Source organism: Pseudomonas sp. LTGT-11-2Z (genome assembly GCF_003691445.1).
In the GTDB taxonomy this organism is placed as follows: Bacteria; Pseudomonadota; Gammaproteobacteria; order Pseudomonadales; family Pseudomonadaceae; genus Aquipseudomonas; species Aquipseudomonas monteilii.
Window position 1 is genome coordinate 5,965,761 of sequence record NZ_CP033104.1, and the last position, 14,284, is coordinate 5,980,044.

Consider the following 14,284-nt stretch of genomic DNA (forward strand, 5'->3'; position numbering starts at 1 on the left):
TATTTATTTTTGAATTCTTAGATCATTTAGTCTTCTCGTCATCCATCACATCGATTGCCTGACGAGAGGTCCACCATGATCCCGCACGCTCCGCTGCGCCTGTTCGCCGCCCTGACCCTCGCCAGCACCAGCTGGTTTGCCCAGGCTGCCGACCTGACCGTGGCCTACCAGACCACCGTCGACCCTGCCAAAGTGGCGCAGGTCGATGGCGACTACGAAAAAGCCAGCAAGGCCAGCATCGACTGGCGCAAATTCGATAATGGCGCTGACGTGATCACCGCCGTGGCCAGCGGTGATGTGCAGATCGGCTATCTGGGTTCCAGCCCGCTGGCCGCAGCCGCTACCCGCAAGCTGCCCGTAGAAACATTCCTCATCGCCACCCAGATTGGTGCCGGTGAAGCGCTGGTCGCCCGCGACAGCATCAAGACGCCGCAAGACCTGATCGGCAAGAAAGTCGCCGTACCGTTTGTGTCCACCGGCCACTACAGCCTGCTGGCCGCACTCAAAAGCTGGAATATCGACCCGTCCAAGGTACAGATCCTCAACCTGGCACCACCGGCCATCATTGCGGCCTGGAAACGCGGTGACATCGACGCCACCTACGTGTGGGACCCGGCACTGGGCGTAGCCAAGGAGAACGGCAAGGTGCTGATCACTTCTGGCGAACTGGCCCAGAAAGGCGCTCCCACCTTCGATGCCTGGATCGTGCGCAAAGACTTCGCCGACAAGCACCCTGAGGTGGTCAAAGCCTTTGCCAAAGTCACCCTGGACGCCTACGCCGATTACCGCAAAGACCCGAAAGCCTGGCTGGCCGACAAAGGCAACGTCGACAAACTGGTGAAGCTCTCGGGCGCCAAGGCCAGCGATATCCCGGTGCTGCTGGAGGGCAACGTCTACCCGCTGGCCGCCGACCAGGCCAACGCCCTGGGCGCGCCGACCACCCAGGCACTGACCGACACGGCCAACTTCCTCAAGCAGCAAGGCAAGGTTGACGCCGTGCTGCCGGACTACTCGCCGTACGTCAGCGCCAAGTTCCTTCCAAACTGATCCGGAGCCCGTCATGGCCTTGCTTGAACTGGAGCGCATCAGCGCACAGTACCCTGGCGCCAGCACCGCGGTGCTGGCCGACATCAACCTGAGCCTGGGCCCGCGCCAGCTGCTGGTGGCCCTGGGGCCGTCCGGCAGCGGCAAGACCTCGCTGCTCAACCTGATCGCCGGCTTCGTCGCCCCCAGTGGCGGGCGAATAACCCTCGATGGCGTACCGGTACAAGGCCCGGGTGCCGAGCGCGGCGTGGTGTTCCAGGACGACGCCCTGCTGCCATGGCAGAACGTGCTGGGCAATGTCGCCTTCGGCCTCGAACTGGCTGGCGTACCCCGCGCCCAGCGTGAAGCCAAGGCCCGTGAAATGCTCGCACTCGTCGACCTGGATGGCTTTGGCGAGCGGCGCATCTGGCAATTGTCCGGTGGCCAGAAACAGCGCGTAGGCCTGGCCCGCGCACTGGCGGCCGACCCACGGGTGTTGTTGATGGATGAACCGTTCGGCGCCCTCGACGCCTTCACCCGCGAACAAATGCAGGAACTGCTGCTGCAGGTCTGGCAACGCACCGCCAAACCGGTGTTCCTGATTACCCACGACATTGAAGAAGCGGTGTTCCTCGCCAGCGAGCTGGTGCTACTGGCACCCAACCCGGGCCGCGTAGTGGAGCGCCTGCAACTGGACTTCGGCCAGCGCTATGCCGCTGGCGAATCGGCCCGGGCAATCAAATCCGACCCACGCTTCATCGAAACCCGCGAGCATGTGCTGGCGCGGGTGTTCTCCCAACGCCAAAGCCTGCAGGAGCGCGCATGAGCAGCCTGGACCTGCCGGTTGCCGGCAAGCACGACACCCAAACCCGGCCTGTTGCAACAGCACGCCGCCAACGCTCTACCCGCTGGATCAGTACCCTGACCCTGACCAGCCTGCTGTTGGTCTGGTGGCTGGTGACCGCCGCTGGCTGGATCGAACCGCTGTTCCTGCCTTCGCCCGGCGACATCCTGGCCAAGGCCTGGACCCTGCTGACCCAAGGCTACATGGACGCCAGCCTGTGGCAGCACCTGGGCGCAAGCCTGGGCCGCATTGGCCTGGCGCTGGTTGCAGCGACCCTGACCGCGATCCCGGTGGGCATCGCCATCGGCTACAACCGCGTGGCCCGTGGCATCCTCGACCCGCTGATCGAGTTCTACCGGCCGATACCGCCGCTTGCATACCTGCCGCTGATCGTCATCTGGTGCGGCATCGGCGAGCTGTCGAAGGTGCTGCTGATTTACCTGGCGATCTTCGCCCCCATCGCCATCGCCACCGCCACCGGCGTGCGCACGGTCGACCCGGCCAAGCTGCGTGCGGCGCAGTCGCTGGGCGCCACCAAGGCCCAGTTGATCCGCCATGTGATCCTGCCCAGTGCGCTGCCCGACATCCTTACTGGCATCCGCATCGGCCTGGGGGTCGGCTGGTCGACCCTGGTGGCCGCCGAACTGATTGCTGCCACCAGCGGCCTGGGCTTCATGGTGCAGTCGGCGGCGCAGTTTTTGGTCACCGATGTGGTGGTGTTGGGCATCCTGCTGATCGCCCTGATCGCCTTCGCCCTGGAAATGGGCCTGCGTGCCCTGCAACGCAAACTGGTGCCCTGGCACGGGCAGAGCCACTGATTGCCGATTGACCACGCCGGCAACCCGGCGCCTAGAGCGAGAAAAGACATGAGCCTGACCGTTACCCCCATCAGCCCGGCGCTGGGTGCGCAGATCAGCGGCGTAGACATCAGCCGCGAGATCACCGCAGAAGAGCGCGACGCCATCGAACAGGCGCTGCTGCAGCATCAGGTGCTGTTCTTCCGCGACCAGCCGATCAACCCGGAACAGCAAGCGCGCTTTGCAGCCCGCTTCGGTGACCTGCACATTCACCCGATCTACCCCAACGTGCCCGAAACCCCGCAGGTGCTGGTGCTCGACACGGCGGTGACCGATGTGCGCGACAACGCCGTGTGGCACACCGACGTGACGTTCTTGCCGACCCCGGCACTGGGCGCGGTGCTCAGCGCCAAGCAATTGCCCGCTTACGGTGGCGATACGCTGTGGGCCAGCGGGATTGCCGCTTTTGAAGCCTTGTCGGCGCCGCTACGTGCAATGCTCGCTGGGCTGACCGCCACCCACGACTTCACCAAGTCGTTTCCGCTGGAGCGCTTTGGCACCACGCCGGAAGACCTGGCGCGCTGGGAAGCAACGCGGCGCAACAACCCGCCGCTGTCACACCCGGTGGTGCGCACTCACCCGGTTAGCGGGCGCAAGGCGCTGTTCGTCAATGAAGGGTTCACCACGCGTATCAATGAGTTGAGCGAGCTGGAAAGCGAGGCGCTGTTGAAGCTGCTGTTCGCCCATGCGACGCGGCCGGAGTTCAGCATTCGCTGGCGTTGGCAGGAGAACGACGTGGCGTTCTGGGACAACCGCGTGACCCAGCATTTTGCGGTGGATGACTACCGGCCGAACCGGCGGGTGATGCATCGGGCGACCATCCTGGGGGATGCGCCGTTCTGAACTTTGATGTGACCTGTACCGGCCTCTTCGCGGGCTTGTCCCGCGAAGAGGCCGGTGAAACCAACGACAACCTAGCGGACCAGATGCAGGTACTGCATGTGCCGTTCGTACTGGTCCAGAATGTCGTTGATGATCTGCTCCTTGCTGTAGCCCACCAGGTCATAGTTCTGGCTGCCTTCGCTCAGGTGAACCTCCGCCCGGTAATAACGGCGGTTCTTCAACTCCTGCGTGCCCAGCCCACCCAAGGCGAACGACGGCGTGAAATACCCACGCATCTGCACTTGGTAGATGAACGGCTGCTCCTCGCCATGGCCAATCTTCAGGCTGACGTTGTCGTGGCTCGGGTCATCCTGGGTAATCAGCACCAGGCCCTTCTGCTCGAACACCTCGCGGACCTCGGCAATCGCCGGGCGCACTACGTCGTCCATGAAGCGGTACACCTCATCACGCGACGGGAAATGCACGGCCTGGCTCAGGCGCTGGCGCCAGCCACCACGGCCGCGACGTGACTGGGCGAACGGGGCCAGCGAGTGCATCTGCGCGATCTGCCGTTGCGACTCCAGGTAGAACGCCTTATGCAAACCCCACATCATGCACAACAGAATCAGCGAGAACGGCAGCGAGGTCAGCACCACCGCCGACTTCAGCGAGTCGATGCTGCCCGCGAACAACAGCGCACTGGTGATCAGCGCGGTCATCGCGCCCCAGAAGATGCGCAGCCAGTTCGGCCCGTCCTCATCGGCTTCCCCCCCCTTGGCCGACAAGGTCGACAGCACCACGGTGCCCGAGTCGGCCGACGTGACGAAGAACACGAAGCTGATGAACACCGTGGTGGCGATCACCGCCTTGCTCCAAGGGTAGGTCTCCAGCAGCAGGTACAGGCTCATCGACGGGTCATCCAGTGCCGACTGGCCCAGTGCGGTCATGCCATGGTTGATCACCTGGTCCAGCGCGCTGTTGCCGAAGATCGACATCCACGCCAGGGTGAACCCCAACGGAATCAGCAGCACGCCAAAGACGAACTCGCGGATGGTACGGCCACGGGAGATACGGGCGATGAACAGGCCCACGAACGGTGCCCAGGCAATCCACCAGGCCCAGTAAAACACTGTCCAGCCGCCCAGCCAGTCACGGTTTTCACCGTAGGCATACACATCGAAGCTCTTGCGCGGCAAGGCGCCCAGGTAGTCACCCAGGTTCTGGATCAATGTGTTGAACAGGTGCTGGGTCGGCCCGGCGAACAGCACGAACAGCAGCAGTGCGCAGGCCAGGAACAGGTTGATGTCGCTCATCACCCGCACGCCCTTCTCCACCCCGGCAACGGCCACGGCTACCGCCGCGCCCATCATCAGGGTGATGAGGATCACCTGCACCCACTGGCTGTGGCTGATACCGAACAGGTAGTCCAGGCCAGCGTTCAGGTGCAGCACGCCAAAGCCCATGTCGGCCCCCAGGCCGAACACCGTGGCGATGATGCCGAAGCCATCCACTGCGTAGCCGATCGGCCCGTTGATGCGCTTTCCGATCAGCGGGTACAGCGCCGAACGCAACGCCAGCGGCAGGTTGTGCCGGTAGGCGAAATAGGCCAGGGCCATGCCGACGAAGGCGAACACCCCCCAGCCATGCAGGCCCCAGTGCAGGAACAGAATCTGCATCGCCTGGCGCCCGGCCTCTGCCGTGCCCGCTTCGCCCTGGGGCGGCTGCAGCATGTGGGTCAGCGGTTCGGAAACACAGAAGAAGAACAACGTGATGCTGATACCGGCGGCAAACAGCATGCCGGCCCAAGACAGGTAACTGAACTCGGGTTCGTCGTGGTCGGCACCGAGCTTGATCTTGCCGTAGCCGGACAAGGCGGTGACCACCACGAAGACCAGGTACAGCGTCATGGCCAGCATGTAGTACCAGCCGACCGTGTTGGCCGCCCAGTTCTGCGCTGCCAGCAACCAATCACCTGCCGCTTGCGGGTTGGAAATGACTACCAGGCCAAAAACGAGGATGAAACTTGCCGCAAAGTAGAACACCGGAGGGTTCATGCGGATTTTGCCATTGGCAATGGACGGGGTCGGTGCACTCATCGGGCGTGCACCTCGTCAAATGACGTAAGGTTCGGAATGAACGGGTTCAGCAAAGGAATCCTCCTGTTGAACACCGGCAGCGGACCAGCGTTTTTTCATTGAACAAGCGTTCAAGTTAAACATGGATCGGATTTCATTGCGAATTGGGGTGCTGATTGGTGCCTTCCTGTTCCGGCCTCTTCGCGGGTTTACCCGCGAAGAGGCCGGAACAACCAATACAAATGCCAGATCAATTCTTGTCCTGGCAATCCAGCTGCAGGTTGGCCTGGGTAATGTTGCTTTCAGCCGGCACACTGCGGGTCAGCCACACATTGCCGCCAATGGTCGAACCTTTGCCGATGGTAATGCGCCCGAGCACCGTGGCCCCGGCATAGATCACCACATCGTCCTCGACAATCGGGTGCCGTGGCAGGCCTTTGTGCAGGGTCCCAGACTCATCGCTCGGGAAGCGCTTGGCGCCCAGGGTCACGGCCTGGTAGATGCGCACGCGCTCGCCGATGATCGCGGTTTCGCCAATCACCACACCGGTCCCGTGGTCGATGAAGAAGCTCGGGCCAATCTGCGCGCCAGGGTGAATGTCGATACCGGTGGCCGAATGCGCCAGCTCCGAGCTGATCCGCGCCAGCAGCGGCAAGCCGGCCTGGTACAAGTGGTGCGCCAGGCGGTGGTGGATGATCGCCAGGATACCCGGGTAGCACAGCAGCACTTCATCCACGCTACGCGCTGCCGGGTCGCCGTGGTAGGCGGCCAGCACGTCGGTGTCGAGCAGTACGCGCAGCTCCGGTAGCGCAGCTGCGAAACCCTGGATCAGGCTCAGCGCATGGGCGTCGACGCCAGCCAGCTCAGCCTTGCTTTGCCGTGCCGCATAGCGCAGTTCAAGGCGAGCCTGGGCAAGCAAGGCGGTCAACGCGGCATCCAGGGTATGGCCGACATAGAAATCTTCGCTTTCTTCGCGCAAATCGACTGGGCCCAGGCGCATGGGGAACAGCGCGCCGCACAGTTGCTCCAGAATCTGCCGCATCGCCTCGCGCGAAGGCAACTCGCGCCCGCCCTGCTCGCCAATGCTGCGGCCATTACGGGTGCGCCATTGCTCACGGGCGCCGCGCAGGCCACTGACGATGCTCTGCAACTGCCAGTGCGCGGATGAAGGTTGTTCGCTCACGGTTTTCTCCTGCCGTATAGGCCATCTAATGGTGTCGCCAGGCCCGCGAAAAGGCCGGGCCTGCCTACATGCAATCCACTCTACGGCAAATCAGCCCCTTGGAAAAAACAACGCTTTATTCCATCCTGCGCTAAGTCAGGCATAAGCCGCGATGACGGCACAGGCATCATCGCCTACCCTCAAAGCAGCCAGCTCCTGGCACCAATCAAAATGGAAATAACAAAATAATTTTTTAGTATTTCCTGGCCTAAGCAGCCAACCCTATAGTCGCCACCTCACTACTTACACAACAAGCGCGGGGCTCTGACATGTCGAAATTCGCCAAACCGCTACTCAACGCTACCCTGGCTGTTTTGCTGGGTACCGGCCTGCTCAGCCAGGCCTTCGCGGGCGAGCAGCTGAAGACCATCCAGGAAAAAGGCGTGATCAACGTCGGCCTGGAAGGCACGTACCCACCGTTCAGCTTCCAGGACGAAAACGGCAAGCTGACCGGCTTCGAAGTGGAGCTGTCCGAGTTGCTGGCCAAGGAGCTGGGGGTCAAGGCCAAGGTCCAGCCGACCAAATGGGACGGCATCCTCGCTGCGCTGGAGTCCAAGCGCCTGGACGTCGTCATCAACCAGGTGACGATTTCCGAAGAGCGCAAGAAGAAGTACGACTTCTCCGAGCCCTACACCATCTCCGGCATCCAGGCGCTGATCCTGAAGAAAAAGGCCGAGCAGTTGAACATCCACAAGGCCGCCGACCTGGCCGGCAAGAAAGTGGGCGTGGGCCTGGGCACCAACTACGAACAGTGGGTGAAAAAAGACGTGCCGCAAGCCGATGTGCGCACCTATGAAGACGACCCGAGCAAGTTCGCCGACCTGCGTAACGGTCGCATCGACGCCATCCTGATCGACCGCCTGGCCGCACTGGAATACGCGCAAAAAGCCAAGGACACGGAGCTGGCCGGCGATGCGTTCTCCCGCCTGGAAAGTGGCGTAGCCCTGCGCAAGGGCGAGCCAGAGCTGCTCGATGCCATCAACAAGGCCATCGACAAGCTCAAGGCTGACGGCACGCTGGCCAAGCTGTCCGAGAAATACTTCGGTGCTGATGTCACCAAATGATCGCTGAAAGCCTGCAACTCGTTGTCGACTCCACGCCCTTCCTGCTGAAGGGCGCGGGTTATACGGTGCTGCTCAGCGTTGGCGGCATGTTCTTCGGCCTGGTGCTGGGCTTTGCCCTGGCGCTGATGCGTCTGTCGAAGATCTTGCCGCTGAACTGGCTGGCGCGGATCTACGTGTCGTTCTTTCGCGGCACGCCGCTGCTGGTGCAGCTGTTCGTGATCTATTTCGGCATGCCGCAGATCGGCATCGAACTCGACCCCATCCCCGCCTCGCTGATCGGCCTGTCGTTGAACATGGCGGCCTACATCTGCGAGATCCTGCGCGCAGCAATCTCCTCAATCGACCGTGGCCAGTGGGAAGCGGCCGCCAGCATCGGCATGACCCGCGTTCAGGCCATGCGCCGGGCGATCCTGCCGCAAGCCTTGCGCACTGCCCTGCCCCCCTTGGGCAACAGCTTCATTTCGCTGGTCAAGGACACCGCCCTGGCGGCCACCATCCAGGTGCCCGAACTGTTCCGCCAGGCGCAGCTGATTACCGCACGCACCTTCGAAGTGTTCACCATGTACGTGGCGGTCGCGGTCATCTACTGGGTGCTGTGCAGCATCCTTGCGCACTTCCAGAACCGCATGGAAGCGCGGGTCAACCAGCATGACCAGGAGCACTGAGCATGATTGAAGTCAAAGGCCTGACCAAGCGGTTCAAGGGCCAGACCGTGCTCAACGGTATCGACCTGACCGTACAGCCCGGCGAAGTGGTGGCCATCATTGGCCCCAGTGGCTCGGGCAAGACCACCTTCCTGCGCTGCCTCAACCTGCTGGAAACGCCCGACGCCGGGCAGATCAAGATCGGCGATATCAGCATCGATGCCAACCGCCCTTTGGGCGGGCAGCAAAGTGCGATTCGCCGATTGCGCCAGCAAGCCGGGTTCGTGTTCCAGAACTTCAACCTGTTCCCGCACCGCACCGCGCTGGAGAACGTGATCGAGGGGCCGGTGATCGTCAAGAAGACGCCCCGCGAGCAGGCCATCGACCTTGGCCGGCGCCTGCTGGCCAAGGTTGGCCTGGCAGGCAAGGAAGACGCCTACCCCCGGCGCTTGTCCGGTGGCCAGCAGCAACGGGTGGCCATCGCCCGCGCACTGGCCATGGAGCCGGAGGTGATCCTGTTCGACGAACCCACCTCGGCACTGGACCCGGAGCTGGTGGGTGAAGTGCTGGCGACCATCCGCGGCCTGGCCGAGGAGAAGCGCACCATGATCATCGTTACGCACGAAATGAGCTTTGCCCGGGATGTGGCGAACCGGGTGATCTTCTTCGACAAGGGCGTGATCGTGGAGCAGGGGGAAGCCAAGGCACTGTTTGCGGCGCCAAAGGAAGAGCGTACCCGGCAGTTCTTGCGCAAGTTCCTGGGTACTGCCGCCTCCGAGTAAACCTGTTACGGCCCTTTCGCGGGTTTACCCGCGAAAGGGCCGGCACATCCGCTGTAAATCCCTCCTTCTATACATATTCCAAAGAGTTAGTTCATAAACTTTTTATAAAGCATTAGGGTATATAAACCGGACCACCGGACCAGCACATATCTGTCGCGATCAGCTGTAGCGGCACAACTTTTTTGTGAGGTCAGGAATGGTCAGGATCACAATCACCCCAGTGCGTAACGCCAGGGCATTGAGTGCAGCCAAGGAGCGGTACTGATGTCCAGCCAGCCAAACACCCAATTCCACAGCGATCTCGACAGCTCGCCCTTGCTGCTGCCGGCCAAAGTTCTGCGCAACGACGCCGAAGCCTTGCAAGCGGCCCGCGAACTGGCTGAGGTCGCCCGCGAGCAGGCCGCACGCCGCGACCAGCAACGCAAACTGCCTTGGGCCGAGATCGAACTGTTCACCCGCAGCGGCCTGGGCAGCATCAGCGTACCCAAGGCCCACGGCGGCCCCGACGTGTCGTTCGAAACCGTTGCCGAAGTGTTCCGCGTGATCAGCGCCGCCGACCCGGCTCTGGGGCAGATCCCGCAGAACCAGTTCGGCATGCTGCAACTGATTCGCCTGACAGCCACCGAGGCGCAACAGGCGCTGATCTTCCGCAGCGTGCTCGACGGTTGGCGCATCGGCAATGCCGGCCCCGAGCGCGGCACCAAAGACACCCTCACCCTCAAGGTCCGGATCACTCGCGCTGGCGACAGCTATCGCATCAGCGGCGAGAAGTTCTATTCCACCGGCGCCCTGTTCGCCCACTGGGTGGCCGTCAAGGCACTGGACGACGAGGGCCGCCAGCGCCTGGCGTTCGTGCGCCGCGGCAGCCCGGGGTTGCGCATCGTCGATGACTGGTCCGGGTTTGGCCAACGTACCACCGCCAGCGGCACCGTGCTGCTCGACCAGGTGCCGGTAGACGCGGAGCTGGTGATCGACAACTGGCGCCAGCGTGATATCCCCAACATCCAGGGTGCGGCTTCACAGCTGATCCAGGCGGCAATTGATGCCGGCATCGCTGAAGCAGCGATTGATGATGCGATCACCTTCGTGCGCGAAAAGTCTCGCCCGTGGATCGAAGCCAACGTGGACCGCGCCAGCGACGACCCGTATGTAATCGCCGACATCGGCCGCCTGAAGCTTGAGCTACACGCCGCCGAAGCCCTGCTGCGCAAGGCTGCGCGGGTACTGGACGAAGTCAATGCCGCGCCAATCGACGCAGCCAGTGCGGCGCGAGCCTCGATTGCCGTGGCCGAGGCCAAGGTGCTGACCACCGAAATCGCCTTGCAAGCCAGCGAAAAGCTTTTCGAACTGGCCGGCAGCCGCGCCACCCTTGGCGAGTTCAACCTCGACCGCCACTGGCGCAACGCCCGGGTGCATACCCTGCATGACCCGGTGCGCTGGAAGTACCACGCGGTGGGCGCGTACCACCTCAACGGCACCCTGCCTGCGCGGCATTCCTGGATCTGATTTGCTGCCTTTGGGGCCGCTGCGCAGCCCTTCGCGGGAATGCCCGCGAAGGGCTGCGCAGCGGCCCCCGGAGAACACCATGACTACAAACATCATCACCAGCGACACAGAAGCCCTGAATGTCGCCGAAGACATCGCCCAGCAACTGCGCCGCGACAGCGCCCTGCGCGACCGCGAACGCCGCCTGCCCCACGCCGAACTGGAGCTGTTCACCCGCTCCGGCCTGTGGGCCATCAGCGTACCCAAGGCCTTCGGCGGCGCTGGCGTGTCCAACGTCACCCTGGCCAAGGTCATCGCCCGTATCGCCCAGGCCGACGGCTCGCTCGGGCAAATCCCGCAAAACCACTTCTACGGCCTGGAAGTGCTACGGGTAAACGGTACACCCGAGCAGCAGCAACGCCTGTACGCCGAAGTACTGGCCGGCAGGCGTTTCGGCAACGCCCTGGCCGAGCTGGGCACCAAGACCGCCAACGAGCGCACCACTCGCCTGAGCCGTGATGGTGACGGTTTCCGCATAAACGGCCGCAAGTTCTATTCGACTGGCGCCATTTATGCCCAGCGCATCCCGACTTCGGTCGTTGATGACCAAGGCGTACAGCAACTGGCCTTCGTCCCGGCCGACAGCCAGGGCCTGCAAGTGATCGACGACTGGAGCGGTTTCGGCCAACGCACTACCGGCAGTGGCTCGGTGGTGTTCGACAACGTGTACGTCAGCGCTGCCGACGTCGTGCCGTTCCAGAGCGCCTTCGAGCGCCCTACTCCGGTCGGCCCGCTGGCGCAGATCCTTCATGCCGCCATCGACACCGGCATCGCCCGCGCCGCTTATGAAGATGCCCTGCACTTCGTGCGTACCCGCAGCCGCCCGTGGGTCGATTCCGGGCTGGACAAGGCCACCGATGACCCGCTGACACTCAAAAGCTTCGGCCACCTGGCCATCCGCCTGCACGCCGCCGAGGCCCTGCTGGAACGCGCCGGTGAATACCTCGACCGCGCCCGCGACGACAGCACCGCCGACAATGTGGCCGCCGCCTCCATCGCCGTGGCCGAAGCACGGGCCATCAGCACCGAGATCTCCCTTGCCGCCGGTACCGCCCTGTTCGAACTGGGCGGCAGCCAGGCCACCCTGGCCGAACACAACCTCGACCGACACTGGCGCAACGCTCGCGTGCACACCCTGCACGACCCGGTGCGCTGGAAGTACCACGCCATCGGCAACTACTACCTCAACGATGCCAACCCGCCACGCCGGGGGACTATCTGATGGCCAAGCAGCTCCTGCTCAATGCCTTCAACATGAACTGCATCGGGCACATCAACCACGGCCTGTGGACCCACCCACGGGACACCTCGACCCAGTACAAGACCCTGGACTACTGGACCAACCTGGCACGCCTGCTGGAACGCGGCCTGTTCGATGGGCTGTTCATTGCCGACATCGTGGGTACCTACGACATCTACGGCCAGTCGCTGGACGTCACCCTCAAGGAGTCGATCCAGCTGCCGGTCAACGACCCGCTGCTGCTAGTCTCGGCCATGGCAGCAGTTACCCGCCACCTGGGTTTCGGCCTTACCGCCAACCTCACCTACGAGGCGCCGTACCTGTTCGCCCGCCGCCTGTCCACCCTCGACCACCTGAGCAATGGCCGGGTGGGCTGGAACATCGTCACCGGCTACCTCGACAGTGCCGCCCGGGCCATGGGCCTGGCACAACAACCGGAGCATGACCGCCGCTACGACCAGGCCGACGAATACCTGCAGGTGCTGTACAAGCTGCTGGAAGGCAGCTGGGCCGACGATGCGGTGGTCGCCGACCGCCAGCAGCGCGTGTACGCCCAGCCCGACAAGGTGCGCAAAGTCAGCCACCACGGCGAGTTCTACAACGTCGAGGGCTATCACCTGAGCGAACCCTCGCCACAGCGCACGCCGGTACTGTTCCAGGCCGGCAGCTCGCAGCGCGGCCTGGCCTTTGCCGGCAGCCACGCCGAATGCGTGTTCATCAGTGGCCAGGACAAAGCGGCCACACGCGCCCAGGTCGACAAGGTACGCGCCGCTGCGCAAGCGGCCGGCCGCGACCCGCAGGCAATCAAGGTGTTCATGGGGATCACGGTAATCGTCGCAGCCACCGAGCAAGAGGCCCAGGCCAAGCATGCCGAGTACTTGCGCCATGCAAGCCCTGAAGCCGGCGTCGCGCACTTCGCTGCATCCACCGGCATAGACTTTGCGGCCTATGAACTGGATGAGCCAATCGGCTTCAGCCAGAGCAACGCCATTCAGTCCGCCACGCGCCAGTTACAAGACAACGCCTGGACCCGCCGCCGTCTGCTTGAGCAGCACGCCCTCGGTGGCCGCTACGTAACCTTGGTCGGCGCTCCCGAACAGGTGGCCGATCAGTTGATCGCATGGATTGATGAAACCGGCCTGGACGGTTTCAACCTGACCCGTACCGTCACCCCGGAAAGCTTCGAAGACTTCATCAACCTGGTCATCCCGCAACTGCAGCGGCGTGGCCGCTACAAGACGGCCTACGCCGAAGGCACCCTGCGCGAGAAGCTGTTCCAGTCCGACCACCCGCACTTGCCCGCCGATCACCCTGGTTCGGCCTATCGTTTTGTCCCTTCCCCTGCCCCGACTGGAGTCCCGCACCATGCTTGAGAAACTGTTCCGGCCCGTCGCGGCCATTGCCCTCACCCTTGGCCTGTCCGCCCACGCCCTGGCAGCCGACCCACTGAAGATCGGCACCACCTCGGCCTTTGCGATACCGCTGGAAGCCGCCGTGGAAGAAGCGCACAAACAAGGCCTGGAAGTGAAGCTGATCGAGTTCAGCGACTGGATCGCACCCAACGTCAGCCTCAACAGCGGCGACATCGACGTGAACTACTTCCAGCACATCCCGTTCCTGGAAAACGCCAAGGCAGCTGCTGGCTTCAACCTGGTGCCTTATGCACCGGGCATCATCAACAACGTTGGCCTGTACTCGAAAAAGTACAAAAGCTTTGCCGAGCTGCCTGAAGGCGCCAGCGTGGCCATTGCCAACGACCCGATCAACAGCGGCCGTGGCCTGCAACTGCTGGCCAAGGCCGGGCTGATTTCCCTCAAGCCGGGCGTTGGCTACAAGGCCACCGAGGACGACATCGTCGCCAACCCGAAAAAACTGAAAATCCTTCAGGTCGAGGCAGTTCAGCTGGTACGCGCTTACGATGACGCCGACCTGGTGCAGGGTTACCCGGCCTACATCCGCCTGGCCAACAGCTTCGACGCAGGCTCTGCGCTGCTGTTCGACGGCCTGGAGAACAAGGAATACGTGATCCAGTTCGTCATTCGCCCACAGAGCAAGGACGACCCGCGCCTGGCCAAGTTCGTTGACATCTATCAGCACTCGCCAGCCGTGCGTGCAGCGCTCGACAAAGCCCACGGCAAGCTCTATCAAGCCGGCTGGGAAGGCTGA

The 14,284-nt window shown here is 63.1% G+C and carries 13 protein-coding genes; 11 read left to right on the forward strand and 2 right to left on the reverse strand.

Annotated features, from left to right (window positions below; genetic code table 11):
* Positions 1-75: 75 nt before the first annotated feature.
* From tauA to tauD, 4 genes are read left to right on the forward strand one after another with little or no spacing between them, the layout of a single operon-like run.
* Positions 76-1,047: a taurine ABC transporter substrate-binding protein gene (tauA, locus tag D8767_RS28190; RefSeq protein WP_016714452.1), complete on the forward strand. Its 972-nt coding sequence runs from the start codon at positions 76-78 to the stop codon at positions 1,045-1,047.
* A gap of 13 nt (positions 1,048-1,060) precedes the next feature.
* A complete protein-coding gene (tauB, locus tag D8767_RS28195) occupies positions 1,061-1,849 on the forward strand; it encodes a taurine ABC transporter ATP-binding subunit (protein ID WP_016714451.1) in 789 nt (262 codons plus the stop codon).
* Positions 1,846-2,685, forward strand: a complete 840-nt coding sequence (gene tauC, locus D8767_RS28200; RefSeq protein ID WP_016714450.1) for a taurine ABC transporter permease TauC — start codon at positions 1,846-1,848, stop codon at positions 2,683-2,685. Before tauB ends, tauC begins: the two co-directional genes overlap by 4 nt.
* Positions 2,686-2,733: 48 nt before the next feature.
* On the forward strand, positions 2,734-3,567 hold the full coding sequence (tauD, locus tag D8767_RS28205) for a taurine dioxygenase (protein ID WP_016714449.1): 834 nt from the start codon (positions 2,734-2,736) through the stop codon (positions 3,565-3,567).
* 71 nt (positions 3,568-3,638) lie between these two features.
* Here the strand turns inward: tauD and betT are convergent, their stop codons facing one another.
* The gene (gene betT / locus D8767_RS28210) at positions 3,639-5,600 is read right to left on the reverse strand and encodes a choline transporter BetT (protein WP_162998291.1); all 1,962 of its coding nucleotides are present in this window, start codon (positions 5,598-5,600) and stop codon (positions 3,639-3,641) included.
* Between the two features lie 271 nt (positions 5,601-5,871).
* Complete coding sequence (epsC, locus tag D8767_RS28215) at positions 5,872-6,804, reverse strand: serine O-acetyltransferase EpsC (RefSeq protein ID WP_016714447.1); 933 nt, start codon at positions 6,802-6,804, stop codon at positions 5,872-5,874.
* Between the two features lie 308 nt (positions 6,805-7,112).
* Here epsC and tcyJ point away from each other — a divergent pair, with 308 nt between their 5' ends.
* The 7 genes from tcyJ (at position 7,113) to D8767_RS28250 (ending at position 14,284) form a co-directional block, all read left to right on the forward strand.
* A complete protein-coding gene (gene tcyJ, locus D8767_RS28220; RefSeq protein WP_016714446.1) occupies positions 7,113-7,907 on the forward strand; it encodes a cystine ABC transporter substrate-binding protein in 795 nt (264 codons plus the stop codon).
* A complete protein-coding gene (tcyL, locus tag D8767_RS28225; RefSeq protein ID WP_016714445.1) occupies positions 7,904-8,572 on the forward strand; it encodes a cystine ABC transporter permease in 669 nt (222 codons plus the stop codon). Before tcyJ ends, tcyL begins: the two co-directional genes overlap by 4 nt.
* Positions 8,573-8,574: 2 nt before the next feature.
* The gene (tcyN, locus tag D8767_RS28230; RefSeq protein WP_016714444.1) at positions 8,575-9,333 is read left to right on the forward strand and encodes an L-cystine ABC transporter ATP-binding protein TcyN; all 759 of its coding nucleotides are present in this window, start codon (positions 8,575-8,577) and stop codon (positions 9,331-9,333) included.
* A 264-nt stretch (positions 9,334-9,597) separates the two neighbouring features.
* Positions 9,598-10,839, forward strand: a complete 1,242-nt coding sequence (locus tag D8767_RS28235) for an SfnB family sulfur acquisition oxidoreductase (protein WP_122048510.1) — start codon at positions 9,598-9,600, stop codon at positions 10,837-10,839.
* A 79-nt stretch (positions 10,840-10,918) separates the two neighbouring features.
* Positions 10,919-12,100 carry an SfnB family sulfur acquisition oxidoreductase gene (locus D8767_RS28240; RefSeq protein WP_012270030.1) on the forward strand — a complete coding sequence of 394 codons (1,182 nt, stop codon included), beginning with the start codon at positions 10,919-10,921 and terminating at the stop codon, positions 12,098-12,100.
* Positions 12,100-13,491, forward strand: a complete 1,392-nt coding sequence (locus D8767_RS28245) for an LLM class flavin-dependent oxidoreductase (protein WP_016714442.1) — start codon at positions 12,100-12,102, stop codon at positions 13,489-13,491. Before D8767_RS28240 ends, D8767_RS28245 begins: the two co-directional genes overlap by 1 nt.
* A complete protein-coding gene (locus D8767_RS28250) occupies positions 13,484-14,284 on the forward strand; it encodes a MetQ/NlpA family ABC transporter substrate-binding protein (RefSeq protein WP_016714441.1) in 801 nt (266 codons plus the stop codon). Before D8767_RS28245 ends, D8767_RS28250 begins: the two co-directional genes overlap by 8 nt.